Here is a 26,782-nt window from a genome sequence, read left to right as displayed (position 1 = left end):
TATACCAAAATAACTAAGTAAAACGGGCCTAAATTCAAACCTGCAATACTTAATTGCTAAGGCATAATCTAAGTTTAGTCTATTTGTCATAAAAGTCCGTTTTATTACAAACACGATATAGTTTTTATTTACCTAAAAAAGAGCCATTTGTTAGCACTGTTAATGGGATTAATTCGCACTTATAAAATTAATTAAAAGTGAGTCAAATAGCGCCTTGCAGTGGTGTTATGTAACAGGTAACATAGCCGCCTTTTTCTTCATAGACGAGACATACATGAATTTTTCCTTAGGTCAGCGTTGGATCAGTGATACAGAGTCAGATTTAGGATTAGGCACCGTAGTTGCCATTGAAGGCCGCCAGGTCAGCATTTTATTTCCTGCCAGTGGTGAAAACCGTGTTTATTCTAGTGCAGAAGCACCGGTTACCCGTGTGGCATTTAATCCAGGTGATGTGATCAAAAGCGTTGAAGAATGGGAATTAGAAGTAGAGTCTATTGAAGTGCAAGGTGAACTACTTTGCTACGTAGGTACTCGCGTTGATACCGGCGAAGAAGCAAAGCTAAAAGAAACCTTTTTAGATCATTTTATTAAGTTTAATAAACCGCAAGATCGTTTATTTGCAGGCCAAGTAGATCGCTTTGATCGCTACACCTTACGTTACCAAACATGGCAACACCAATTTGAGCGCCAGCAATCGCCTATTAAAGGCTTAATTGGCCAGCGCGCTAACCTTATTCCGCATCAGCTTTATATTGCACAAGAAGTAGGTAAACGTTTTGCCCCACGGGTACTGCTCTCAGATGAAGTAGGCCTTGGTAAAACCATTGAAGCCGGCATGATATTACACCAACAAATCATTAGTGGCCGTGCTAGCCGTGTACTTATTGTGGTGCCAGAAAACCTGCAGCACCAATGGTTAGTAGAAATGCTACGCCGCTTTAATTTACGTTTTTCTATTTTTGATGAAGAGCGCTGCGACGAAGCCTTTGCAGACTCGCCAAACGTATTTGATACCGAGCAGCTAGTGCTTACCAGCCTTGAGTTTTTAACCAAGAAAAAACGCTGGTTTGAACAAGCAACACTTGCTGATTGGGATTTATTAGTTGTTGATGAAGCGCACCACCTAAGCATTAACAATGGTAAGCCGAGCACCGAATATCAACGCATGGCTGAGCTTAGCCAAGATATTCCGGGCCTTATTCTATTAACAGCAACGCCTGATCAACTTGGTCACCGTAGCCACTTTGCCCGCTTACAATTGCTCGACCCAGATAGATTTTACGACTACGACGTATTCAAAGAAGAAGAAGCTAATTACAAAGACGTTGCCGAAGCGGCAAATCAGCTACTGCAAGCACAAGCCCTTGATGATACAGCCAAAGCCACACTCATTGAGTTATTAAAAGAAACCGATATTACTGATGTGCTTGAAAAAGCTCAGCAAGGTGATTTACCTGCGCGTAAAGAAATACTTAACATGCTGCTTGATCGCCACGGCACAGGTCGTATTTTGTTTAGAAACAGCCGCAGCGGAATTGATGGCTACCCTAGCCGTAAATTACATGCTTACCCAATGGCACTGCCAAAGCAATATAAAACAGCAATGTCAGTACTTGGCAGCATGAGCGGTATACAAAGTGCAGAGCTAAGCGCACAACGCGCTCTGTTTCCAGAAAAAATCTTTCAAGAGTTTGAAGGTGAAAGTGCCAGCTGGGGCGCATTTGATCCACGTGTAGATTGGTTAATCGAAACACTTAAAACCCTAAAGCACGAAAAAGTACTGCTTATTTGTGCCAAAGCCGAAACCGCTATTAGCCTTGAGCAAATTTTGCGTGAGCGTGAAGCAATAAAAGCATCTGTGTTCCACGAGGGCATGTCGATTATAGAGCGTGACCGCGCAGCAGCCTTTTTTGCCGATGAATACGACAATGCACAAATACTGTTGTGTTCAGAGATTGGCTCAGAAGGACGTAACTTCCAGTTTTCGCATCACTTAGTGTTATTTGATTTACCACTAAACCCTGACTTACTTGAACAACGTATCGGCCGATTAGACCGTATTGGGCAAACAAAAGATGTCAATATTCATGTGCCGTATTTTGAAAATACAGCGCAAGAAGTATTACTGCGTTGGTACAACGAAGGCCTTGATGCATTTGAAAGCACATCAACCACTGGCCAGATATTGTATAAAGAATTTAGTGAAGACCTACTTGATTACATTGCTGCCCATAATTGTGATGAAGAAGAGCTCGACCCTCTACTTGAGCAAGTAGCCAAGCAAAATGCCGTGCTACGCAAACAAATGGAAAGTGGCCGTGACCGTTTATTAGAGCTGCATTCATCTGGCCAAGGCGCTGCCGATTCATTGGTTGAAGAAATTGAAGCACTTGATAACCAATTTGAGTTACCAAGTTACATGATCAACGTATTCGACACATTTGGAGTAAGCCAAGAAGACAAAGGCGAAAACACCATTATTTTAAAGCCAACAGAGCATATGCTAAGTGCATCGTTCCCTAGCTTAAAAGAAGATGGCATGACGGTTACATTTGACCGCGATACCGCCCTCTCTCAAGAAGACGTACATTTTATTAGCTGGGATCATCCTATGGTGCAAGGCACGATGGACATGATTTGTGATGATGACTTTGGTAGTGCTTCTGTAGCTTTGCTTAAAAACAAAAAATTACCACCAGGTACCTTTTTTGTTGAGCTAATATTTGTAGCCGAAGCTATGGCACCAAAAGCCCTGCAAGTAGGTCGCTTTTTACCGCCAACGCCTATTCGCATATTACTTGATAAAGCCAGTAATAACCTCGGCGAAAACGTGGCATTTGATAGTTTTAACCAACAGCTTTCAGCCGTTGGTCGTCAAACTGCAAGTAAATTAGCGGGTGCTTTACAAGGTGCGGTTCATCCAATGATCAACACTGCAAAAGAGATGGCTCAGCAACAGCTTGAGGTTATACGCAGTGCGTCACTTGAAAAAATGCAAAGCACCTTAGGTGAAGAACAAGCTCGCCTTGAAGCGCTTAAGCAAATTAACCCTAATATTCGCCAAGAAGAAATTACCTTCTTCGATAAGCAGCGCAGCGAGCTGACAACGCATATAGAAAAAGCCCAGTTAAAACTTGATGCGATACGCTTAATCGTAGTTTCGCACTAAAGGGTTTTTGAGCGTTTAGTTTATAGCCATCAGCCGTTAGTTAGATCAAGATATAACTAAACTACACTTCAAAAAGCACGGTTTACAGGCCGTGCTTTTTACATTCACCTCTACAATTCCTCATCAGTATCTTGGCCACCTAATAAAGCCATTATTTCAATACCTATTTCTGTAACTCTGTAATAAATGCTGTCTGAGCCACAAACGGCACGCCGATTGATCACTAAAACCGCTTTTTTCTGAGTTAGCAAGCTTACCACTTATTGCTTCTGCTCTTCTTGCACGACGAATTAAATCATTCACCAATTCACTTTTATTTGTGTAATCCCCCCACGTTTTCAACGTGATTACGAAGCCATAAATCATTCTGTTCAGTAAGTGAAATACTTTGCCTTGCCATAATGTGTTCCTACAACTTTAAGCTGGTGCAATTTCACACCAGCATGAAAAATACGCAATTAAACTTTTATCTTTTCCTTGAGCCTTTGCTCTCGCTCCCCTAAAATAGCGCCCTGCAAAATTACTGAGGTCGGCCGTGTTAGTTAATTACAATCCCCCAATGAGTCCGTATTTAACAATACTGCACCAAGATGACGACTTGCTCATCGTTAATAAACCCAGCGAACTTTTAACCGTCCCGGGTAAAGATCCAAAACATGCCGATAGCTTAATTAATCGCGTTAACCGTGTTTTTCCTACAGCTAAAATAGTGCACCGCCTAGATATGGCAACCTCGGGCATACTTTGCCTTGCTATGAATAAGGCAGCTCATAGGCATTTAAGTATGCAGTTTCAAGAACGTGAAACTGCAAAACGCTATATTGCACGTGTTTACGGCCAACTTGAGCAAGATACCGGATCGGTTGATTTGCCACTTATTTGTGATTGGCCTAATCGCCCTAAGCAAATGGTTGATTATGAAAACGGTAAGCCCTCGCTAACCCACTTTAAAATACTTGCACGAGAAGCGGGCGCAACACGTGTAGAGCTCACGCCAATTACGGGGCGATCGCACCAATTACGCGTGCACATGCTAAGCCTTGGCCACCCAATACTGGGCGATAGACTTTATGCCCATAAAGAGGCCCTAGCCGCGGCGCCACGTTTACAACTACATGCGCAAATATTGCAACTAAAACACCCCGTGACCGAGCAAGTACTGACCTTTGAGGTAGAGCCCGACTTTTAATAGGTAAAGCCCACAAAGTTAGTACTAAACTTTTACCTTAGCGCGCCGATACTTAGTTATTACTCACGTTTTGGGCTTACTATGATATCTGCGCAGCTAATCAAAAAAACGCTACAAAGTGTATGTTGTTGCTCTGCGTTATGCTTAAGCGCATATGCCAGTGCTGCAGAGCATATAGCCCCACCTTCTTTATCAAGTATCGAAAATAGCGATATAAAACGTCTACTACCCAATGATGAAGTTAAACCCATACTTGCTGGAGATACAGAGTTCTTAAGCTTGTATAGCGAATACATGAGCCGCGATTTTAGAGGTATTGTATTACTCATCCCCGACTGGAATTCTACCCCCACTAGCAATGCTGGCATGAGTTACCTGCGAAAAGAGCTTACTAATTTAGGTTACACAACCTACGCCATGACAGTACCCGATATAGATTGGCAAGCAAGTAACATGGCTGCACAAGCAGATACCCAATCAAGCACGCAATCAAGTACGCAAGCGCAAAATGAAGAGCCAACAAAAACGGCGCAAAGTAACAGCGACGGTGCTGTTACAACGGCTCAAGAGCCACACTTTGTTAATGCCATTGATTTGGTGAGTAACGAGGTACTAAGTCATTATAAAACTAATTTAATAATGCGTTATGAGGCGCTCTATCAAAACGCGATGAGCGAGCCAAATAATATTGTCGTCATAGCACAAGGTACCAGTGCGGGGGTACTCCTAGAATACTATGCCGATTTTCCAGACTCGCGAATAGATGCGTTTATAAGCTTAAGTAGTTATTTACCTAATACACAGCGCAATAAAGGTTTAGCGCAAACCACATCGCTGGTGACCCCCGCCTTGCTTGATATTTACTATGCAAATGATAATACCGATATACTTATGAGCCTTAAAAACCGCCAGCGCTGGGTAAATCGAAATGCTAAATTTGATTACCGCCAGCGCCAACTCTTTGGCCTGCGCGATGCGCCAGAGCAGCATGCACGGTTAACTAAAGTGATAGACGGTTTTTTACGCCGCCTTTTTTAAATACTCGTAAGCCGCTTGAATATCTTGGCTTTTTTTAACTGCTACTTCCATCATGTGTTTAGGCAGCCCTTGAGATACTAATTTATCAGGGTGATGCTGCGCCATTAATTTACGATACGCTACTTTAATATCTCGTTGCGTCGCGTCACTACTTAACCCTAATAAAGCCAAGGCCTGTGAGCGGTTCATGCTGTTATTAGGGGGCACATGATGACCAGAGCCTTCACGGTAACTGCTACTTTGACCTTGCTGCTGTTGTCTATACTGTTGTTGCTGCTGTCTAAAACTAAATTCAGCTTGGTAACGCTTAAGAATAAAAGCAAAATGAGTTTTAGAAATACCTAATTGCTTACTTACCTCTTGTAACAGCTGTTTTTCTTGCTCTGCGAGCACGCCATCAGAAAACGCCATTTGAATTTGAATTTCTAAAAACAGTTGCAGTAAGTCGTAACGTTTTGCAAAGCGTTCTTTAAAGTCGTGTACTGTTTCTTTAATCGAAAAGTCGCTGTCTTTACCTGATTGAAATGCATGCTGAGCTTCGCGGCGCTCATCGCCCTTTAGCCCCATTTCATCCATAAACATACTTGCCGCTTTTATATGCACCTCGCTTACGCGACCGTTCGACTTTGCAATATGCCCCATAACCGCAAAGCAGCTCGAAAAAAACAACGCTTGGCGCTCGTTTACATCATCACCTTTAAACAAACCTGAAAAGCCGCCGGCTTTATCAAAATCGTTTTTTAAGCTTTTATCAAATAAATGGCCGAGGTATAAACCTAAAATGGCACCAAAAATTTTACCAAACATAAAGCCAAAACAAAAACCGAGTATTTTTCCCCACATCTAATTAACTGCCTCTATTAAAGTGTGTTTTGTATGCGCTCGTTGAGCTGCGCGAGTCGCTGTGGTGTGCCGATATCGTCCCACTGACCAATATAAAGCTCAGTTGAGATAACCTGTTGGGCGAGCTTTTCTCGCAATATTGGCCCAAGCGGGCGTGTGCCAGGCTCTAAACCTTTAAAAAAATTAGCGTGGTAACGGCTAATTCCCGAAAATGTATACTTTTGACTCTCAGCCGATAAGTGACTTAACGCAAAATCCCCTTTTTCGTTATGCGGTGGATTTTCTACTAACACTATGTGGGCCTCGCCGTCTTGCAGGTGCAATTGTGTAAGCGCACTCACATCGTAATCTGTGAATACATCGCCGTTAATTACAATAAATTGCTCACCTAGTAATGGCAGCGCCTGAATAATTCCGCCTGCGGTTTCAAGGCCGCCCTCCGCCTCTTGGCTATATTCAATGCGCACACCAAACTCAGCACCATTTTTAAAATAGCTTTTTATTTTATCCCCTTGCCAAGCTAGGTTTATAACAATGTTAGTAATGCCAGCGGCTTTAAGGTTATTAATATGGTGCTCAATCAGCGGTTTCCCCGCCACTTTTAGCATAGGTTTAGGCATAGCTTGTGTAAGCGGCATCATTCGTTGGCCGCGCCCGGCAGCTAAAATCATGGCTTTCATGTGCGCTCCTTAGCTAATTTTAGTGTTACCTGCGGTATTACAATGCTGCTTACCCACTCACTTAACGCTGCAAGCTCTGGATAGGTTTTAGCAACATCAACAATGTAATCCAACGTCGGTAAAATATTATCAAGGTAGCCGGTTTTACCATCGCGTAAATAGAGCCGGCAAAATATTCCCGCTGCCTTTAAATGGCGCTGAATACCCGTTAAATCAAACCACTGTTTAAACTGCTCAAAAGAAATATCTGTTATTAATTTTTGCGCTGTAAATTCTTCATAGCCGTACTCAAGCAGCTGATTAAGCTGTGCTTGTGGCAACTTAAAGTAGCAATCGCGTAGCAGCGACACTAAGTCATAGCACAGCGGCCCGCGCACGGCATCTTGGTAATCTATAATTGCCCACTGCTCATTGCTATACATAATATTACGGCAGTGATAATCACGATGAACCGTGACCCTAGGCTGCGCTAGCATAGCGTTCGTTAATAGCTCACAGCTTTGCTGCCAAAGCGTTTGTTGCTCAGTACTCATTGTTAAGCCAATAAAATCAGTAACCAGCCATTGGCTAAAAATATTCAGCTCAAGATGAATAAATTCTTTATTATAATTTTGCATAGCTGCTGATTCAGGTGTTTTGGCCCAGCTTGCCGCTAAACGGATTAATTGCTTGTAATATTCATCTCTATTTGGTTCATCGAGCTTATCGGCTAAGTGTGTACTTCCTAAGTCACTTAACACAAAAAAGCCTTGTTCTTCATCGCTTGCAATTATTTCAGGCAATAAAAAGCCGTTGTCGGTGAATACTTTATTAAGAGAGATATACGGAGCGTTATTTACTTTTTGTGGGTCGGAGTCCATCACAATAAACGCTTTTCCGGCACAGCTTAAACGGTAATAACGGCGAAAGCTGGCATCCCCAGTAATGGCTACTAAGGAGTGTGGTTTAGCATCAAAGTGCGTATTTATAAATAGTTGTAAATTATCAAAGCGTGTCATTATATAAGATGTCTATTTTTATAGGTCAATTACTGTATTTGCCATTGTTTTCCTTTATTATGTCTAGCTTATAATAAACCAAAGAGCATTAAGGTCGATAAATGAGCAAAACCTGGGGCATATTGATGCTAGGCGTAATTAGCGCACCATCGCTTGCCGAAACTGAACTGGCACACAATTTATGTGGCATTTCAATGCAAACCAGAGCTTGGCAACCTCTACCAAACTTAGCGGTAGGATCGGTTGATATACAAGCTGACGATGTAGAGCTCCTAGGCACACAAAGCGCTGAATTTACCGGCAATGTTGATATTAACACCCTTGATATGAGTTTGTCCGCACAAACTGCGCTTATAGATAAGCAGCGCGGTTTACTTAATGCAACAGGCCCTATTACTTATCAAGACCGTGTAAGCCAAGTAAACAGCTCAGGTTTAAATGCCGATTTAAATAATTCAGAAATAAGCCTACTAGGTGCCGATTACAGCTTAACAGCGCAACAAGGTAAAGGTGGCGCCGAAAAACTCACTGTCAACGAGTCTGGCTTATTGTTAATGAATGCAAGCTTTACTACTTGCCCAAGCGATACACCCGTGTGGGAAATAGAAGCCGACGAAATTAACCTCTCTCGTGAAGAAGGCTGGGGCGAAACCTATAACGCCGTTTTACGTATTCTTGATACCCCCGTTTTATATTTACCTTATTTCACGTTTCCGCTGGATGAGCGACGCAAGTCGGGCTTATTAACACCTAGCATTTCGAGCTCCGACCGTTACGGCCTTGAAACTGTTACGCCTTATTATTGGAATATTGCGCCTAATTTTGACGCCACTATTACACCACGTTATATGTCGCGCAAAGGCTTACAATTGCAAACCGAGTTTAGATACCTCACGGAGCAACATGAAGGCTTAGTCGGTATTGAATATTTAGATAGCGATGATTCGGAGCCAAGCCTTGATGAGCGCTATATGTTTCATTGGCAGCAACAAAGCTATTTAAGTGAAGACTGGCGCGCTAATATTGATGTAACTAACGTCAGTGATGACAACTACATCACCGATTTAAGCTCTAATTACGCAAATAAAACCGATACCCAACTTTATCGTACCGGCTCTGTGACTCACCTTGGCGACACATGGCGTACCGATATTAAATTTCAAAACTTTGAAGTACTGGGCGATCACTTAGAGTCGTATGCCGCGGTTCCACAAATTAGCTTTACACAAACCGCCCCATGGCGTTTTGATAACTTTGACTTTAGTTTGTCGGGTGAAGTAAGCCACTTTACCAACGAATCTTCAGAAATTGCCATAGACAGTGCTACCCGTGTACACGTAGAGCCAAAAGCGCGCTTTAACTACGCAACACATGCGTGGTCGTTTCTCTCAGAAGTGAGCTTATTACAAACTAACTACAAGCAAAGTGGTAATTTAACGGGCACTCAATATAGCGATAGCGTTTCGCGTACCTTGCCAAAAGTACGTTTGTACTCGCAGCTTAACTTTGAACGTGACACCTCGACCTTTTTTGAAGATGGCATTCAAACTCTTGAGCCACAAATACAGTATTTATATACCCCTAATAAGGATCAATCTGAGATAGGCCTATTTGACACCACTCGCCTACAAGATGACTTTTTTGGCCTATTTAGAGATACGCGCTTTTCGGGTGTAGACCGTATAGCCGCAGCTAACCAATTTACGTTAGGTGCAACAACACGCTTATTTGATAATAAACACGAAGAAGTGTTTAACTTTAGCGCGGGTCAAATTTTTTACCTAAACGACTCGGCTAAACCTACCGAGCAAGATTTAGACTCAGAGACAAACTACAACGCCCTTTTTGCAGCGCAAACAATGCTACATTGGCACCGCCGTTGGTACCTCTCAGCGGGTATGCAATACGACACGGATGGTAAGCAAATGATCCAGTCAAATGTCACCCTCGATTACAAAGGTGACAATAATGAGCTAGTTCAATTGAACCATCGCTATGCAAATGATGTCTCAGGAAATACAATCGAGCAAACGGGTGTATTTACAAGTATCCCAATTAGTGATCAGTGGCAATTTATTGCAAGCTACCACCGGGACCTTGAAAATAATCGAAGCATCGAATTTTTAAGCGGATTACAGTATGAGTCATGCTGTTGGGCAATCCAAATTACTGGTCACCGTCAGATTGAAACCGATTTAAATCAGTCTATCGGGCAGCAACAAGCCACTTTTGATTCAGGTATTAGTTTAAACTTTGTATTAAAAGGGCTTGGCAGTAAGAGCCGTTACGATGCACAAAAATTATTACAACAAGGTATTTTTGGCTACCGTAGACCGTATTTTCTTAATAATTAAGGCAAACGAGCAATTAAGGTGATACTTTAAAGCCCTAAAATGCAGTACGCCCTGTTTTAAAGCAGTACTATTAGAAGAGTAGTAAAAAGAATATGAATTTAAAAAAACTATTATCAACAGCTATTTTAAGCTTAAGCTTATGCCATGGCGCATTTGCCGCCCCACAGGAAATCGACAAAGTAATTGGTGTTGTAAACCAAGGCGTAATTTTAAAAAGTGAAGTAGACACCATAATTAATCGTGTTAAAAAGCAAGCCGCAGAGCAAGGCCAACAACTTCCTAAAGACGAAACGCTTCGCGTACAAGCCGTTGAGCGTTTAGTTAACCAAACGCTTATGATGCAAATGGCTGAACGTATGGGCCTAGAAATTTCAGACAGCCAGTTAGACCAAACACTCGCAAATATGGCAAAAGATCAAGGCGGCAGCATTGCCGATCTTCGTCGTACCATTGAAGCCGCTGGCGAGAGCTTTCAAGCCTACCGCGAAGAAATTCGTAAAGAGATCACCACCCAACAGGTTACCCGTGCCAATGTAGATCGTCGAATTTATATTAGCCAACAAGAAGTAGATAACCTGTTAAAAATAATGGAAAGCCAAGGTCAAAACTCTGAAGAGTATGATATTGGCCACATCCTTATTGATATTCCTAACGATGCAACAGCAGATGAAATCACCAGTGCGAAAACCCGTGCTGACAAAGTTATTGAGCTATTAAACGATGGCCAAGAGTTTAAACGCATCGCTATTTCATCATCAGGTGGCTCAAAAGCGCTTGAAGGCGGACAACTCGGTTATATGGGTATCAACGAAATGCCTTCGTTATTTGCCGAAGCTGTAAAAGGTCAAAAGAAAGGCGCTATTGTTGGCCCGCTTCGCTCAGGTGCTGGCTTTCATATAATTAAGGTGCAAGATGTACGTGGTCGCCAATTAGTAGAAACTACAGAAGTACGCTCACGCCATATTCTTATTAAGCCTTCAATTATTTTAAGTGAAGAAAAAGCACGTAGCATGCTAGCAGGATTTGCCAAAGATTTACGCGCAGGAAACGCTGACTTTGCTGAGCTTGCTAAAGAATACTCAGAAGATCCAGGCTCAGCCCTTAAAGGCGGTGAGTATGATTGGACTGACCCTACAACGTATGTACCGGCGTTTAAAGATACTTTGTTATCACTTGATAAAAATCAAATTAGTGAACCATTTAGAACACAATTTGGTTGGCACATAGTACAACTTTTAGATAAACGTGTAGCAGATAAAACCGAGCTAGCTAAACGTAACCGTGCGCACGGCATGTTGTTTAATCGTAAATTTAAAGAAGAAAGTTTTAACTGGCAGCAAGAAATGCGCGAACAAGCCCATGTTGAAATTTTCCCTATAGACGAGTAATTATGACATTACGAATTGCAATTACCCCGGGTGAACCTGCGGGGATTGGCCCTGACTTGCTGCTGCAATTAGCGCAGCAACCATGGCAAGCTCAACTGGTCGCTATCGCCGACAAACAGTTATTAAAAGAACGCGCTCAACACTTGGGCCTTAATATTGAGCTAATTGATTTTGATGAAAATGCCCCTGCAGCTATAGCGCCGGCAGGTAGCATTTATATTCACCAAGTAGATTTAGGCACTGACGTTAAGCTAGGTGAACTAGACGACTTAAACGGCCAATACGTGCTTGATACCTTACGTATTGCCAGCGAAAAAAATATGGACGGTACCTTTGATGCCGTTGTCACAGGCCCTGTTCACAAAGGGATTATTAATAAAGCCGGTATTTCCTTTAGTGGCCACACTGAGTACTTTGCTCAGCAGTCGGGCACCTCTGATGTAGTAATGATGCTAGCAACCGAAGGCTTGCGTGTTGCTCTAGTAACAACGCATATACCACTGGCTTATGTATCGCGTGCTATTACACAAGAGCGCTTAACTAAAGTTATTAGTATTTTAAACCACGACTTACAAACTAAGTTTGGTATTGAGCAACCGAAAATTTTAGTGTGTGGATTAAACCCCCATGCCGGCGAAGACGGTCATTTAGGCACTGAAGAAATAGAAACAATTTCACCTACGCTTGAGCTCTTAAACAGCCAAGGCATGAATTTAATTGGTCCGCTTCCTGCCGATACCCTATTTCAGGATAAATACCTCTCTCAAGCCGATGCCGTGCTTGCTATGTATCACGATCAGGGTTTACCTGTGCTAAAATACAAGGGATTTGGTAACTCGGTAAATATAACCTTAGGTTTACCATTTATCCGCACTTCGGTTGATCACGGTACTGCGCTTGATTTAGCAGGCACCGGTGACGCTGAAGTTGGCAGTTTTGAATTAGCGATCCGCGAAGCAATTAAGCTCGCCCATGAAAAAGCACAGAATCAATGACCGATAAAGTACATTTAGGACACCGCGCCCGTAAACGTTTTGGGCAAAACTTTTTATTTGATGAATCTATCATTGATAAAATAGTGACTGCAATCGATCCTAAACCACAAGACAACCTAGTAGAGATTGGCCCAGGTTTAGGCGCAATTACCGAGCCTGTTGCCGATTTAAGCGGCCAACTTACTGTTGTTGAGCTAGATAAAGACTTAGCTCAGCGTTTAATTGAGCACCCTTTTTTAGGTCCTAAATTAAACGTAAACCAAGGCGATGCAATGAAGTTTGACTTTGCAAGCCTTGTACGCGATGACAAAAAATTAAAAGTGTTTGGTAACCTGCCTTACAATATTTCTACGCCATTACTGTTTCATCTTTTTGAGTTTGCTGATCATATTGAGCACATGCACTTTATGCTGCAAAAAGAAGTAGTAAAACGTATGGTTGCAGGCCCAGGCAGCAAAACTTTTGGCCGCTTAAGCGTGATGACACAATACTACTGCCACGCAATGCCTGTGGTTGAAGTACCGCCAGAGTGTTTTAAACCAGCACCTAAAGTAGACTCTGCGGTTATTCGTCTGATCCCTAAAAAAGCCGAGCAACGTACCGCTAAAAGCGTGAAAATTTTAAACACCGTGTGTTTAGAAGCCTTTAATCAACGCCGTAAAACATTGCGTAACAGCTTAGGCAACTTACTCACCGCAGATGAGCTTACCAGCATTGGTATTGATATTACTTTGCGTGCTGAAAGCCTAACGTTACAACAATTTATTGATATAGCTAATTGGATTTATGACAACAAGCAGTAATATTGGCTCTCCTGTAAAAGTCTCTGTAGAGACTTTTTATGTTGAAGGGCAATCTCAGCCTGAGCTAGAAAAGTACGTTTTTGCCTACTCAGTGACAATTAAAAACCACAGTCTTTGCAGCGCTACACTTTTGAGCCGTTATTGGTTGATCACCGATGCCAATGGTAAAGAAGTTGAAGTAGAAGGCGAAGGCGTTGTGGGCGAAACCCCCGTTATAGGCCCAGGCGAAACTTACAAATACACCAGTGGCGCAATATTAGACACCCCTGTTGGCACCATGCAGGGACACTACACACTGCGCAATGAGTTTGGCTCTGAGTTTGAAGCACCTATAAGCGTATTTCGTTTAGCGTGCCCTAACATTTTACATTAGTAAAAAGCGCCATGGCTGATTACGCAATTGGTGATTTACAAGGCTGCTTTAAAGAGTTTAGCCGCTTGCTCAAACGGGTTGACTTTAACCCAAGCAAAGATCACCTTTATTTAGTGGGCGATATCGTCGCACGTGGGCCGGACTCTCTGGCCTGCCTAGATTATATTTATCGCCATCAAGACAGCATGACTGTTACTTTAGGCAATCATGATTTACACATGGTTGCCTGTCACTATCTTAATAAGCCAATCAACCCCAAAGATAAACTCGGTGCTATTTTTGATAGTAAAAAGCTTCCTCACTATATCGCCTATTTGCAAACTCAGCCGCTTGCTATTTATTTAGCACAGCACCGCAGCTTTATATCGCATGCAGGGCTTAACCCTAATTGGTCTATAGAAAGCGCACTTAAACACGCACAGTTTGCTCAGCGTTGTTATCAATCGGCAAATGCTAAGCACTTTTTTGAAAAAATGTATCAGCCTCATCCCGCTATATTGCATGACGATTTAAACGAATTTGATAAGTTTAGGTACATTGTTAACTACTTTACCCGCATGCGCTTTTTAACCAGCAACAACACGTTAGAGCTTAGTGCGAAAGGCGCAATTAGCGATAATAAAACGTTAACAGCCTGGTTCACTCACCCTAATATAAAAGCATTAGAAAACAACCTTATATTTGGCCATTGGGCCGCTCTTGAAGGGGTTACTCAGCTCAATCACATACATGCGCTCGATACCGGATGCGTATGGGGCGGTGCTTTAACGATGATGAACTTGCAAACTAAGCAAAAAATAGTAGAAAAGCCGACGCTTTTATCTAAATAAACTGTAAAACCCCAGCACATATGTTAAATTTAAATTAATAGATATTAATTGCTTAACTTATTGGTTAAAAAGCCGATAAGATGTGATTGAAGTACTTTAATTGGAAATCCATATGAATCTGACAGTAAGCCAACGAATTTGGTGTGGTTTTATATTTATCACCTTATTACTCATAATCATTGGTGGTAACTCTTTAATAAAAATTGCGAGCATTGACCGCTCTACCCAGCAGGTAAACCAGTTATCACTGCCCGCGCTTAATAAAAGCTCAGAACTACAAGCTGAATTTATTTTAATGAGTAAAGCAGCCCAAGCTAGTTTTTATACCACCTCAAGCGCACAGCTCACCCCTATAAAACAAAAAGTACTTGAGCAAAAAGACAAATTCAACTCGCTGCACGCAGACCTTCAACGCGTAGTAAAAAATGATGCATCACTGAGTCAAAAAAGCCAAGCTGTAGAAAAAACCTACTTAAGCTTTTTAGGTACGGTCGAAAACCTATTAGCTGATAAAGATAAACAACTGGCACTTAATAAAACCCTCACAGCACAGCTTGAAACAATTGAGATTGCAGCTGAAGATGCCAATTCAGTCGTGCTTGATATCACAGATATTACTAACTTTGAGCAAAACCACCCACGCGCTTACCAAGCTGCCAATAACTTAGAAAACAACTTTATGTCTGTGGTGAGTAACAGTACCGATATGCTCACGGTTAAAACGACAAACACCCTAGATATTGTAAAAAATGAGCAAGCTTATTACCTTGACGAAGTAATTCGTACTTTAGCGTTAATAAAGCCAGCTATAGAACAAGATAACAACGACCTATACAGTGATTTACAAGCATACGTTGATACGCTAATAGAAAATATTAGCGGCAATAATAGCCTAGCGGCCAATAAGCAGCGCCTTATTGACGCTATCGCACTTACCGAAAAAGAACTTGCCCAATCAGAGCAAGCAACCACTATGGCACTGTCGCAAATTGATGATTTAGTAACACAAGCAAGTACTGTGGCTTACAAATTACAAGAAGGTGTTCGCGAGGATGTAGATTCAGCGACGCTCTGGACATGGGCAGGTATGATCATCGCAACGTTAATTGCAATTGCAATTGCGATCCTTACCGTTAATAGAATCACTAAGCCACTGGCTGAGGTTAATCGGATTTTAGATATTGTTGCCAGCGGTGATATGACCCAACGCTTAGATGACTCTGCAAAAGATGAATTTGGCGAGCTATCAAAAAGCTGTAACACCCTTATAGATAGCCTACGTAGCTTAATTAAGGGCATTATTTCACGCTCAACTCAATTAGCAGCGGCGTCTGAGCAAACATCGGCCATTACCGGTGAGTCAAGCCAAGCTATTCGTAACCAACAAGCACAAGTAGAGCAAGCGGCAACAGCCACAACCGAAATGAGCAGCACGTCGCAAACAGTAAGCAACAGCGCACAGCAGGCACTTAACGAAATTAAAAATGCCGATAAAGAAGCTGAACGTGTAAAAGGTATTTCTCATCAAAATAAAGCCACTATTGAGCAACTTGCTCGCGAGGTGGACGATGCATCAGGTGTTATTAATAAGCTTCATCAAGACAGCGCATCTATAGGCAGTATTTTAGATGTAATACGCGGCATTGCAGAGCAAACCAACCTATTAGCACTTAACGCTGCAATTGAAGCAGCACGTGCCGGTGAATATGGCCGAGGTTTTGCAGTAGTAGCGGATGAAGTACGCTCACTGGCAAGCAAAACGCAAGAGTCGACCCAAGAGATACAATCTATGATTGAATCGCTTCAAAGTGGCGCAGAAGCGGCTGTAACAGCAATGGATAAAGGTAAACAGCAAGCAGAATCATGTGTTGAACAAAGCGACTTAGCAAGCAGCGCATTAGACTCAATTACACTTGCCGTATCGCAAGCACACGATGTAAGTGAAGAAATCTCTACCGCTGCTCAAGAGCAACAACAAGTATCACAAGAAATTAGTGAACGTTTAGAATCTATTGTAGCCATAGCCGAGCAAACAGCTGAGGGTGCAAATCAAACAAATATTTCAAGCTCAGAAGTAGCCAAACTTGCTGAAGAGCTAAGAATATCGGTAGAAAACTTTAAGGTGTAATGCACACCTAACAGCAGCAAATTAACGCAATAAAAAACCCGGTACTGTTACTCAGTATCGGGTTTTTTATTTACTGGTTTTAACGCTTAGCGAGAAGCACGCTGGCGATTGCCGCCCACTTTAGGCTTAGTGTTAGCCTTTTTAAATTGGCTAAACCCAGTATGGCGCGTTAAGGCTGGGCGCCCTCCTTTACCTTTACCAGCGCCTTTATGTGCTTTTTCATCGCGGCCTTCTTCTGGCACTAAGCAATTTGGGCCTTTACCAATTAAATTGGCTTTCCCCATACTACGCAGTGCATCGCGGATCATTGGCCAACCCGATGGATCGTGATAACGCAATATGGCTTTGTGTAAGCGACGTTGGCGCGCTCCTTTTGGCACAGGTACTTGCTCTTTGTTGTTTTTAATATTACGCAACGAGTTCATTTCTGTATGGTAAATGGTGGTTGCATTGGCCATAGGCGACGGGTAAAAATTTTGTACTTGGTCTAACTTAAAGTCGTTAGATTTAAGCCACAATGCCATGTTAACCATGTCTTCGTCTTTGGTACCTGGGTGCGCTGAAATAAAGTACGGTATTAAATACTGCTTTTTACCCGCTTCTTTTGAGTACTTATCAAATAATTCTTTAAATTGATCGTAAGCACCCATGCCCGGCTTCATCATTTTAGACAAAGGGCCATCTTCTGTGTGCTCAGGGGCAATTTTTAAATAGCCGCCCACATGATGTGTCACCAACTCTTTTACATAGCGAGGGTCTTGTACGGCTAGATCGTAACGAACGCCTGAGGCGATCAAAATCTTTTTAATGCCTTTCACTTCACGGGCTTTTTTGTATAAATCGATAGTAGGTGTATGGTCTGTATCCATGTGCTTACATATATCAGGGTAAACACATGAAAGTCGTCTACAGGTACTTTCTGCTTTTTTGCTCGTACAGCGTAATTTATACATGTTGGCCGTTGGGCCACCTAAATCAGAAATAACACCGGTAAAACCAGGTACTTTATCTCTAATTTGTTCTATTTCATCAATAATCGACTCTTGCGAGCGACTTTGAATAATACGTCCTTCATGCTCGGTAATAGAGCAGAACGAACAGCCACCAAAACAGCCACGCATAATATTAACCGACGTTTTAATCATATCGTAGGCTGGTATTTTTGCATCACCATAACTTGGGTGCGGTATACGCTGATAAGGCAAACCAAATACATCATCCATCTCATGGGTTTCGAGCGGAAATGCCGGCGGGTTAACCCAAATAGAGCGATCGCCATGGCGCTGAAATAACGCACGAGCACAACCTGGGTTGGTCTCTTGGTGCAAAATGCGCGAAGCATGGGCATAAAGCGGTTTATTAACGCTTACTTGCTCAAATGCAGGTAGTTTAACGTATGTTTTTTCCCACGGTTTAGGGCGCGCAGGCTGAACGGTAATGGGTTTAGCGGCCTCGGCTTTTAAATCAATACCGGCTTGCTTAAACTCTGATTTACTACACCCAACATCATCAGCCCCATAGGGGTTTGGGATAGGGTCAATTTTGCCTATTTTATCAATCGCTGTTGAATCACTTCCGCGCCATCCCGGTATTGGCTCTTTACGAATAACCGCTGTACCACGAATATCCTGAATTGTATCCATAGTTTCGCCAGCGGCTATACGGTGGGCTACTTCCACCAGCGGGCGCTCTGCATTACCATAAATAAGGATGTCGGCTTTGGCATCAAATAAAATACTACGGCGTACTTTTTCTTGCCAGTAGTCGTAATGAGCAATACGGCGCAAGCTTGCTTCAATACCACCAATAACAATAGGCACACCTTTGTAGGCTTCGCGTAAGCGCTGAGAGTAAATCATCACCGCACGGTCAGGGCGCTTGCCGCCCACATTACCTGGTGTATAGGCATCGTCATGGCGCATTCGTTTTTCAGCCGTGTAGCGGTTGATCATCGAATCCATGTTGCCGGCTGTAACACCAAAAAATAAGTTTGGTTTACCAAGCCCCATAAAGGCATCTTTTGATTGCCAATCTGGCTGAGCAATTATACCCACTCTAAAGCCTTGCGCTTCAAGTACACGGCCAATTACCGCCATACCAAAACTAGGGTGATCTACATAGGCATCGCCGCTAATAATTATAATGTCGCAGCTATCCCAGCCAAGAGCGTCCATTTCTTCGCGAGTGGTAGGTAAAAATGGGGCGGTGCCATAACATTCTGCCCAATATTTGGGGTATGAAAATAGCGCGCGTTCAGCTTTAAGGGAGCTCATAGTTTTGGCCGTAGAATAACAAAAGGCGCGAATTATATCCTAATACATTGCTTATTTATACAACATTGCCTAGAGATATCGCGCCTACTGTAAAGTCTGTTGATATTAAGTTTTTTTATTTCGCTCTTTAATAAACTCTAAAAGTTCGTGCTCAGGCATCGGCTTAGCGTACATAAAACCTTGTACTTCATCACACCCTAAGTTTTTCAAAAACTCTGCCTGCTGCTGTGTTTCTACACCTTCAGCAATTGTTTTTAGTCCTAGTTTAGCACCAAGCGACACCACCAAAGCAGCAATAGCACCGGTATCGTTATCAGGTAAATCTTTTACAAATGCGCGGTCTATTTTAAGCCTATCAAGCGGTAAACTTTGTAAGTAACTTAACGAAGAAAAGCCCGTTCCAAAATCATCAATCGCCACTTCTACGCCTAATTCTTTTAACTCTTTTAGGGTATTGATCACGGTTTCTAATTCATCCATTACCACGCTTTCAGTCACTTCTAACTCTATATTGCATGGTTTAACATCGTACTTTTGTAAGGTGTTTTTTACTGTTTTAGCGTAGCCTTTAACCTTAAATTGCGGCACAGATACATTTACAGCAATGCAAATTTCTTCACCGAGTGCCTCTAAGCGTTTTTGCTGTTGGCAAGCTTGTTCTAAAACCCATTGGCCAATATCAACAATTAAACCGGCATCCTCTGCTAAAGGCACAAACACCGCAGGAGATATAAACGAGCCATCTTCTGATGGCCAGCGCAGCAATGCTTCACAGCCAATCAAAGACAAATCATCAAGTGAAAGCTGAGGCTGATACCACACTTGGAGCTTTTGCCGAGCAAAATCATGACGTAACTGCCTAATAATACCTAAGCGCCAAGCCATTTTGTCTTGCATATCAATATCGTAGTAAATACCCTCTTTGCATTTAAGCTTTTTAGCTTGGTTTAATGCAATATAGGCAACTTTGAGTGTATCTAACCCAGTACTTTGAAAGTCTTGCTGCTGACATAAACCAATTCTAAAATCGACAGGCAAAATATGCTCGCCAGCACTAAAAGGCACACTTAGCACGTCGTTAAATTGTTCAAGGTCAAACTCCGTTTGGCGAATAATAAAGCCAAATACATCTGCGCCAATACGCGACAATAACTTTACATCTGGGTAAGCATCTTTAAGCCGCTTTACAATCTCGATTAACAAATGATTGCCAATTTCTTGTCCTAAGCCATTGTTAATATCTGCAAAACCAATCACATCAATTAATACAAAAACGTAGTCATTAACGTGTGGTTTTTGATAACGCACCACCCGCTCAATAAAATTAGTACGATTAGAAATACCGGTTAGTACATCTTTGTAGGCCGCATCTCTTAGTTTTACAAACAGCCTTACGTTATCAAGGGCTACACTCACATTAGTAAGAAAAATCTCTGCAAATTGCAGCTGCGCATCACTCGGTTTATGCTCGCACTCTAAATAAATAGCAGCCTGGCGGTGCTTACTTTTAACAATAAAAGTTACGCTCGAATCAGTTTGGCAATGCTGGGCCGACTCAAAACACTGATCTACTTGTTCAAGCGCAACGCTATCAACATTAGCAAGCTTTTCACCAAAGTAGCTCTCATAATGGCCACTGCCACCTAATACTTGAATAAAGTTATCGCCATCTAGCTTACTGCATACCAACCCAACTTGTTGACACTCTAAAATAATGCCCAAGTGTTTAATAATCTCTTTGCACAACACTTTAATATCGGTAAGCCCTAAAATAGACTTTGAAGCCGAAACAATGGTGTTCATTGCATCACTTTGATACTCAAGTTGGCACACTTGCTCGTACGAGCGAATAGCGGTAATTAAAGAAGTTACTAATTTAGAACGAGTTAACTCTGTTTTTGTTTTATAATCGTTAATGTCATATTCGCGAATTACTTTTTCTTCTGGGGTGTTGCCCGCTTGGCCGGTACGTAAAATAATTCGCACATGCTGATTATTTAGCTCTTCGCGTACGCGTTTTACAACTTGCAAACCCGCATCATCAGATTCCATCACTACATCTAAAAAAATAACGGATATTGTATTATTGTTTTTGAGTATTTCGATGGCTTCGCTGCCAGAGTACGCATCGTGAAAACGCAGCCCTGCTCCCCAAAACTCTACGCCCGACAATGCAAGCTTAGTCACTGAATGTATTTCAGGATCGTCATCAACGATCAAAACATCCCAAAAATCAGTTAATTCTTGGGTTATTTCTTCTTCGCTGTCTGGCGCTAAAAATAAAAAATCGCTTTGCTCTGACGACATTATCTACCCTTTATCAGTTTTAATACTTATATAAGCTCATACCTATGTGCTAAAAATATATTTTTGGTTTATAGGCTAATTCATACTATAGTCGATTAATAAAAAGTTGTTATATTTCAAACTAAAAAACTCGTAAAAGGTGTGCCTATTAAATTTTTTAAAATCCTTATAAAAACGCTCTTATTGTTAGTTTTAGTGGCTATTTTGATTGGTTTAACCCTGCCGCAAAATTACAGCGTAAATAAAAACATACAAATAAATGCCAATGTAGCGACCGTTAAATCGCTGGTGTCTGACTTTAGCCTTTGGCATACATGGTCGCCCTGGGGCAAAGTAGATCCGTCTATCGCTTTTACTTTAGGCGAACCTAGTCGCGGTATAGGCGCGCATCAATCGTGGCAAAGCGACTGGGGGGATGGAGAAATGACCATTACTTCGCTTTCACAAAATAAAATGACCTTTAATGCACTTTTAAAAAATGAGCATATTATTGAAGGTGAAATTACATTTACCGAAGTAGAAGGTGTGGTAAATGTAACGTGTAATATTAATGGCCAAACCAATACCCCGCTAATTTCGGGTTATCTATCAATTTTTAGTGAGTATGTATTAAGCAATACAGTGTCACTTGGCTTAAATAACTTACAAACAGTGGCGCAATTACGCGACCAAAAAACACAGCTGGATAACGATGACAGTAAAATCAGCCCAAGCGAGAATTAACCTCGCCAATATCATTGAGTCTTTACTTGGTTACCCCGTAAAAAAAATAACCACAAATACTGGGCAACCAAGTACAGATCAAAGTTACGGTTCTAAAGGCGATCTAAACCCGCTTTATCACATAAATAGCGATAACCCTATTTTAGCGCGCGCCCAAAAGCGCCAAGATTTACTGCTTATAAAACAGCAGCAAAATATAGAAACCATTTTAGCTAAAGCAATGGGATTTTGCCCCGATGTGGCAAGTAATAAGCAACCAGATGCCGACTGGATAGAACGCTTTATTGCCCTATGTGAAGACACCTCAAATGAATCGATGCAAACACTGTGGGCTAAAATTTTAACTGGCGAGACCCTCAACCCCGGTACATTTTCTATAAAAAGCTTACAAACACTCAAGCATATGACCCAACGCGAAGCAGATGCATTACAAAAGTGTGTATCGCTGAGCAGCTACAACGCAAAAGACGACAGCCACTTTATTTTATTAGGGTTTTATAAAAAGCCTTCGCTTTTCGACTTACTACGAAAAGGCAATAAGGTATCGCTTAATTTAGGTAAAACGGGGATCAGCTTTCCTGATATTTTAACGCTAATGGATCTTAATTTAATCTACAGAAAAGAAATAGAATCAGCGGTATTAAAAGCAGGACAAGAACTCACCCTGTCGTTTTTATCGCAAAAAGTGACGTTAAAAGCTAAAAGCAGTGACTTAGTATTAAGCTATTACAAGTTTACCCAAACAGGCGATGAGCTTTCTAAGCTTATAAATTACCCTGTAAATAAGGTGTATAAGCAATTAATTAATAATGCATTGGAGGGAGAATTTGATTTAACGTGGCATGTTAATAAATAACACACCACGCTGTAAGCTCACTAATTAAAAGTGAACTTGAATACCCGCAAATGGGCCTGATGCGTCAATATCGGTATTAATATCATCAACATCATCTAGCTCTAACGTCATTGAGCGGTAACCCGCTTTAATAGCTACATCTACCGCTAGGTTATCAATAAGTTCATACGCTACGCCTACTTGGTAGTCTTGTACTTTACTATCGTCGATAGCCAAAAAGCTGCCTTCAAAAAACACGCTTAAACCCGTAAATGGTAAGCCTGCTTCAGCACGGCCATACGCAAGTGGCACAAAGCCCGAAAAATCTTTAGTCTCAGAGAAGTTAGTGCCACCTTGTTGAGTGGTACCAGTTACAACAATGTCACCGTCAAACTGCTTTGCGTTTAAGCCTAAATCAATTGAAATTAAATCGTTATCAAAGATTTCGTAATAAAGAATGTAATCAATGTGAGTTAAATCACTTAATGTATTTGCAGTTGTACCAACCACGTAATCTGAGCCATTAAAGCTAAACGTATCAGTAAGGGTTGCTGAGCCATTAAGTTCAAGCTCAGTGTATTTAAGCTTTAGGTTAGGAACTAATGGCACTGGGTGCTCTAGTGCCGCGTAGTAGCTAATAAAGGTTTCGTCTTCAAAATTAAAATCTTGTGGTGCGTTATCTTTGTAAGAAAACTGACCGTCGTTGTCTGACTGCCAGCCATCAACACCTACATATAAACCTAATAGAGTGTCTGCCTGTGCTGCAGGGGCTAAACATGCCATTGAAAGGGCAGCTGCTAAACAATACTTTTTCATTTTTTATCCTTGAGCTAGTAGTTCGCTAAGTTCGATTAAAGCCGCATTGGCTCTTGAAATATAATTTGCCATAACTAAAGAATGATTTGCCACAAAGCCAAAACCATTCCCGTTTAATATAATTGGGCTCCACACGGTTTCTTGTGTTGCCTCAAGCTCACGTATAATTTGCTGTAAGCTTACACGTGCATTTTTCTTTTCTAATACATCAGCAAAGTCATACTCAACCGCTTGTAAAAAGTGTAATAACGCCCACGTTGCACCGCGCGACTCGTAAAACACGTCGTCTATTTCCCACCACGACGTTCTTACTTGCTGCTGAAGTGGTGTGTAGGTCGCTTGCGTGTTTGAAGAATTACCAGCTAAATCGGTATTTACTTTGTCTTGACCAACACTTGCACTTAAACGCTGACTTAAACTGCCTAAACGCTTTTCGGCTTCTTTTAACCAGCTACGAAGATTATCTGCACGTGAATAAAATTGGCTATCGCGCTCATGCTCGTTAGCAATTTGTGAGCGGTACACAAGAAGGTAGTCTATTCCCTTTTGGTACTCTCCCTCGGCACTTGGCCATGCCCATGCCTCAGAGCTAATATTAAATTGTGGCTGCGCTTTTTTAAGGGCTTCATGTTCGGTAGATTGCGACTGTGAGCGGCTAAAGTCTTTACGCATTGATAGCGCTAAATCACGCACCATTTCAAGCGCGCCATATTCCCACGCAGGCATGTCATCCATTATCACACTTGGCGGCATCACATCGTTTGATAAATATCCACCTTGCTTATCAAGTAATGTGCTAGCAACGGTAATAAGCGTTGAGGTGGTTGTATAGCCTGTTACCATTTTTTCGTTGCGTGCTTGCGCGGTTTCTTTTGCATTAGTTACTACATTAAAACGTGCCGGCTCAATGCTCCAATAAACTGCAATAGCGTAAAAAATAATAAGTAGTACCACTAAGGCACCAGCTATTTTTCCTTTATGTTGCGACATTTATCCTCCTAGTGATGAGCGTGTTGTTTTTTAGATGGCTTTGAATGCGCAGCTTGCGCTTCAAGCGAAACCACTTGGGCATTAGTAAACAAGCGGTTACCGTCACTAAAATATAGCGTGAGTTTACGTTCTTGCCCTACTTTTAGTGGCTTTTGTGGATCAAATACCATTAAATGGTAACCACCAGGCTCAAAGCTTAGGCTTTCATGACCCTTAATAGTAACGGCTTTAACCTGTTGCATTTTCATCATGCCATTGACATGTTTGTGCTCATGTATTTCTACACGGCCTAAACCTTCGATGGTTGCTTTAGTTAATTTAGCAACACCACCACCGTGGTTAGAAATTGTTAAATAGCCAACACTCGACTTACTACCAGGCAAAAACGCCCTTACTTGTGCATGGCTTACTTCAAGCTTAGCTTCGTCTGTATCGTGGCTGTGCCCAGCATGTGCAGCAACCGATGACGAAAACACATTAATCATTAACGCCGAGGCCATAAAAAAGCACTGCTTCATCATCGCTTTATTCCTTGTGAAAGCATAAAATTTCACTTTAAATTTAACATAGTTAACTAATAATAGTCAGTTAAATTAAGGCTTAAGAGGTTACTTTTTTGTTATCGAGCACCAACCAGCACAGTACAGCTACAAATAATAATGGCCAGGCTATCATCACTGAACCAAATAACAGTGCCAAAATGGTGCCAACCAGCGCGACAATCCCTGCGCCTATTAACCCCATGGTCACTAAAGCCATTACGGCTACCACTGCAATAATAGCGACTAATACGCCAGCCAGCTCAAGCCCCACCCAGCTCATATCTGCAATCCAAAGTGGAAACTGCCATGAATCAAAATGTATTAGCGACACAGTATCAGTAAAAAGTAACACATATACGACAACACATATTGCTAAGGTTTTCATATCCCTCTCCTAATACGCACGCTCTTCAAGGCAGCAGTGAGCAATCAAATAACCAAGCGCCACCGCAAACGGAAAACTTATAAATAATAAAATTGTTACTAAGCGTGTTGACCACACTGGAAAATCAAGGCGACGCGCTAACCCACTGCATACGCCCGATATTTTTTTATTCAGTGAATCTTTGTACCAACTACGCTGTGTTTTAAAGTTATTCATACTCTACTCCTTAAGCGCTTGGCGCAGTTGTATTGGTATTACTTTGCTTAACACTGGCTTTTAAACGAGCCAGCTCTGCATCTATTTTTTCATTTTTTACTAAAGACTCAATTTGCTCAGCGGTTGATTGCGCTGTATTTGTAAGTTCATAAGCATCAACCTGTGCTTCTATGCCTTCCACTTTTTGCTCTATCATTTCAAAGCGAGACAAAGCATTTGCGACGTTGTCGCTGTGTAATTGCATGTTCACTTTTTCACGTGCAGCAACAATATCGTGGCGTTTTATTAATTGAGCTTGTTTGCTTTTAGCTTGCGCCATTTTTTGCTGTAAACGCTCACAATCTGCCGTAATTTTCTCTATCGACTCTTTTAGAGTATTTAGCTGAGTGTTTTTTGCTGCAATTTGCTCATCTACTCGCTGTTTTTCTACTAACGCAGACTTGGCTAAATCGTCACGGTTTTTAGCAACTGCCAGCTCAGCTTTTGTTTGCCACAAAGTTAAGTCTTTTTGTTTTTGTGCAATTTGGCGTTTAAGCGTTTTTTCTTCGCACAGCAAGGCTGCGGCCGTACTTCTACATTCGTTAAGCGCTTCTTGCATTTCACTTAGCATAAGGTTGAGGAGTTTTTCTGGATCTTCTGCTTTATCAAGCATGGCAGCAATATTGGATTGGATAACATCATTTACGCGATTAAATATACTCATTGTTTTGTCCTGTTGTTTTTAATTGATAACAACAACAAGATTCCAAGAGTTATGCCAAGTAACAAAAAGTTATTTATAAGCATTTAAATTCAATCAGTTAGACAGCTAATAAGTTATTTTAAACTGACTAAAAACTGAATGTTAATAAGCGAAAATCACTAATTTATTTATCTTTTGACTAAATTTTAGTTATAAAAAAACCAC

23 protein-coding genes are annotated in these 26,782 nt (G+C 41.6%); 12 read left to right on the top strand and 11 right to left on the bottom strand.

Features of this window, described 5'->3' with window-relative positions:
* The first annotated feature begins 274 nt into the window (after positions 1–274).
* From rapA to CWB60_RS00225, 3 genes are all read left to right on the top strand, one after another.
* Positions 275–3,169: an RNA polymerase-associated protein RapA gene (rapA, locus tag CWB60_RS00240; RefSeq protein ID WP_138577976.1), complete on the top strand. Its 2,895-nt coding sequence runs from the start codon at positions 275–277 to the stop codon at positions 3,167–3,169.
* 535 nt (positions 3,170–3,704) lie between these two features.
* Positions 3,705–4,358, top strand: coding sequence for a bifunctional tRNA pseudouridine(32) synthase/23S rRNA pseudouridine(746) synthase RluA (gene rluA / locus CWB60_RS00230; protein ID WP_138577974.1), 654 nt, complete (start codon positions 3,705–3,707; stop codon positions 4,356–4,358).
* Positions 4,359–4,439: 81 nt separating this feature from the next.
* Complete coding sequence (locus CWB60_RS00225) at positions 4,440–5,396, top strand: DUF3530 family protein (protein WP_138577972.1); 957 nt, start codon at positions 4,440–4,442, stop codon at positions 5,394–5,396.
* On the opposite strand, the gene djlA is transcribed toward CWB60_RS00225, so the two are convergent.
* The 3 genes from djlA to CWB60_RS00210 are packed head-to-tail and all read right to left on the bottom strand — an operon-like array spanning position 5,379 to position 7,917.
* Positions 5,379–6,239: a co-chaperone DjlA gene (gene djlA / locus CWB60_RS00220; RefSeq protein WP_029773301.1), complete on the bottom strand. Its 861-nt coding sequence runs from the start codon at positions 6,237–6,239 to the stop codon at positions 5,379–5,381. The genes CWB60_RS00225 and djlA overlap by 18 nt on opposite strands.
* Positions 6,240–6,256: 17 nt before the next feature.
* Entirely contained in the window at positions 6,257–6,919 is a 663-nt protein-coding gene (gene murU, locus CWB60_RS00215) for an N-acetylmuramate alpha-1-phosphate uridylyltransferase MurU (protein WP_138577970.1), read from the bottom strand.
* A complete protein-coding gene (locus tag CWB60_RS00210) occupies positions 6,916–7,917 on the bottom strand; it encodes an aminoglycoside phosphotransferase family protein (RefSeq protein WP_138577968.1) in 1,002 nt (333 codons plus the stop codon). Before CWB60_RS00210 ends, murU begins: the two co-directional genes overlap by 4 nt.
* A gap of 101 nt (positions 7,918–8,018) precedes the next feature.
* Between CWB60_RS00210 and lptD the strand changes: the two genes are divergently transcribed.
* The 7 genes from lptD to CWB60_RS00175 all read left to right on the top strand — a co-directional run bounded on the left by lptD (position 8,019) and on the right by CWB60_RS00175 (position 16,788).
* Positions 8,019–10,271, top strand: coding sequence for an LPS assembly protein LptD (gene lptD / locus CWB60_RS00205; protein WP_138577966.1), 2,253 nt, complete (start codon positions 8,019–8,021; stop codon positions 10,269–10,271).
* A 92-nt stretch (positions 10,272–10,363) separates the two neighbouring features.
* Positions 10,364–11,659, top strand: a complete 1,296-nt coding sequence (surA, locus tag CWB60_RS00200; protein ID WP_064385734.1) for a peptidylprolyl isomerase SurA — start codon at positions 10,364–10,366, stop codon at positions 11,657–11,659.
* A 2-nt stretch (positions 11,660–11,661) separates the two neighbouring features.
* Entirely contained in the window at positions 11,662–12,654 is a 993-nt protein-coding gene (gene pdxA / locus CWB60_RS00195; RefSeq protein WP_024031517.1) for a 4-hydroxythreonine-4-phosphate dehydrogenase PdxA, read from the top strand.
* Positions 12,651–13,457, top strand: coding sequence for a 16S rRNA (adenine(1518)-N(6)/adenine(1519)-N(6))-dimethyltransferase RsmA (gene rsmA / locus CWB60_RS00190; protein WP_004585856.1), 807 nt, complete (start codon positions 12,651–12,653; stop codon positions 13,455–13,457). The genes pdxA and rsmA overlap by 4 nt, the downstream gene beginning before the upstream one ends.
* Complete coding sequence (apaG, locus tag CWB60_RS00185; RefSeq protein ID WP_004585855.1) at positions 13,441–13,830, top strand: Co2+/Mg2+ efflux facilitator ApaG/CorD; 390 nt, start codon at positions 13,441–13,443, stop codon at positions 13,828–13,830. The genes rsmA and apaG overlap by 17 nt, the downstream gene beginning before the upstream one ends.
* Positions 13,831–13,841: 11 nt before the next feature.
* Positions 13,842–14,660, top strand: a complete 819-nt coding sequence (locus CWB60_RS00180; RefSeq protein WP_138577964.1) for a symmetrical bis(5'-nucleosyl)-tetraphosphatase — start codon at positions 13,842–13,844, stop codon at positions 14,658–14,660.
* Between the two features lie 112 nt (positions 14,661–14,772).
* Positions 14,773–16,788 (top strand): methyl-accepting chemotaxis protein, encoded by a 2,016-nt coding sequence (locus CWB60_RS00175; protein ID WP_126005891.1) that lies wholly within the window; start codon positions 14,773–14,775, stop codon positions 16,786–16,788.
* An 86-nt stretch (positions 16,789–16,874) separates the two neighbouring features.
* Here CWB60_RS00175 and CWB60_RS00170 read toward each other — a convergent pair whose 3' ends face one another.
* Together CWB60_RS00170 and CWB60_RS00165 are read right to left on the bottom strand one after the other, a co-directional pair.
* Positions 16,875–19,061: a YgiQ family radical SAM protein gene (locus CWB60_RS00170; protein WP_064385740.1), complete on the bottom strand. Its 2,187-nt coding sequence runs from the start codon at positions 19,059–19,061 to the stop codon at positions 16,875–16,877.
* A gap of 105 nt (positions 19,062–19,166) precedes the next feature.
* Complete coding sequence (locus CWB60_RS00165; protein WP_138577962.1) at positions 19,167–21,368, bottom strand: bifunctional diguanylate cyclase/phosphodiesterase; 2,202 nt, start codon at positions 21,366–21,368, stop codon at positions 19,167–19,169.
* Positions 21,369–21,509: 141 nt separating this feature from the next.
* Here CWB60_RS00165 and CWB60_RS00160 point away from each other — a divergent pair, with 141 nt between their 5' ends.
* The gene (locus CWB60_RS00160; RefSeq protein WP_138577960.1) at positions 21,510–22,091 is read left to right on the top strand and encodes an SRPBCC family protein; all 582 of its coding nucleotides are present in this window, start codon (positions 21,510–21,512) and stop codon (positions 22,089–22,091) included.
* The gene (locus CWB60_RS00155) at positions 22,060–22,947 is read left to right on the top strand and encodes a TIGR03899 family protein (protein ID WP_138577958.1); all 888 of its coding nucleotides are present in this window, start codon (positions 22,060–22,062) and stop codon (positions 22,945–22,947) included. The genes CWB60_RS00160 and CWB60_RS00155 overlap by 32 nt, the downstream gene beginning before the upstream one ends.
* 24 nt (positions 22,948–22,971) lie before the next feature.
* Here CWB60_RS00155 and CWB60_RS00150 read toward each other — a convergent pair whose 3' ends face one another.
* The 6 genes from CWB60_RS00150 to CWB60_RS00125 all read right to left on the bottom strand — a co-directional run bounded on the left by CWB60_RS00150 (position 22,972) and on the right by CWB60_RS00125 (position 26,578).
* Positions 22,972–23,742, bottom strand: coding sequence for a TIGR04219 family outer membrane beta-barrel protein (locus CWB60_RS00150; RefSeq protein ID WP_004585848.1), 771 nt, complete (start codon positions 23,740–23,742; stop codon positions 22,972–22,974).
* Between the two features lie 3 nt (positions 23,743–23,745).
* The gene (locus CWB60_RS00145) at positions 23,746–24,732 is read right to left on the bottom strand and encodes a DUF2333 family protein (protein ID WP_004585847.1); all 987 of its coding nucleotides are present in this window, start codon (positions 24,730–24,732) and stop codon (positions 23,746–23,748) included.
* Between the two features lie 8 nt (positions 24,733–24,740).
* A complete protein-coding gene (locus CWB60_RS00140) occupies positions 24,741–25,253 on the bottom strand; it encodes a copper chaperone PCu(A)C (protein WP_138577956.1) in 513 nt (170 codons plus the stop codon).
* A gap of 79 nt (positions 25,254–25,332) precedes the next feature.
* Positions 25,333–25,659 carry a hypothetical protein gene (locus CWB60_RS00135; RefSeq protein ID WP_024031509.1) on the bottom strand — a complete coding sequence of 109 codons (327 nt, stop codon included), beginning with the start codon at positions 25,657–25,659 and terminating at the stop codon, positions 25,333–25,335.
* A gap of 9 nt (positions 25,660–25,668) precedes the next feature.
* The gene (locus CWB60_RS00130) at positions 25,669–25,875 is read right to left on the bottom strand and encodes a PspC domain-containing protein (protein WP_054983547.1); all 207 of its coding nucleotides are present in this window, start codon (positions 25,873–25,875) and stop codon (positions 25,669–25,671) included.
* A gap of 10 nt (positions 25,876–25,885) precedes the next feature.
* Positions 25,886–26,578 carry a PspA/IM30 family protein gene (locus CWB60_RS00125; protein WP_138577954.1) on the bottom strand — a complete coding sequence of 231 codons (693 nt, stop codon included), beginning with the start codon at positions 26,576–26,578 and terminating at the stop codon, positions 25,886–25,888.
* Positions 26,579–26,782 lie beyond the last annotated feature (204 nt).

This window comes from Pseudoalteromonas sp. S327, from assembly GCF_005886415.1.
GTDB classification, from domain to species: Bacteria; Pseudomonadota; Gammaproteobacteria; order Enterobacterales; family Alteromonadaceae; genus Pseudoalteromonas; species Pseudoalteromonas atlantica.
Note: the sequence above shows the minus strand (reverse complement) of the source record. Positions and strands in the feature narration are given on the sequence as shown.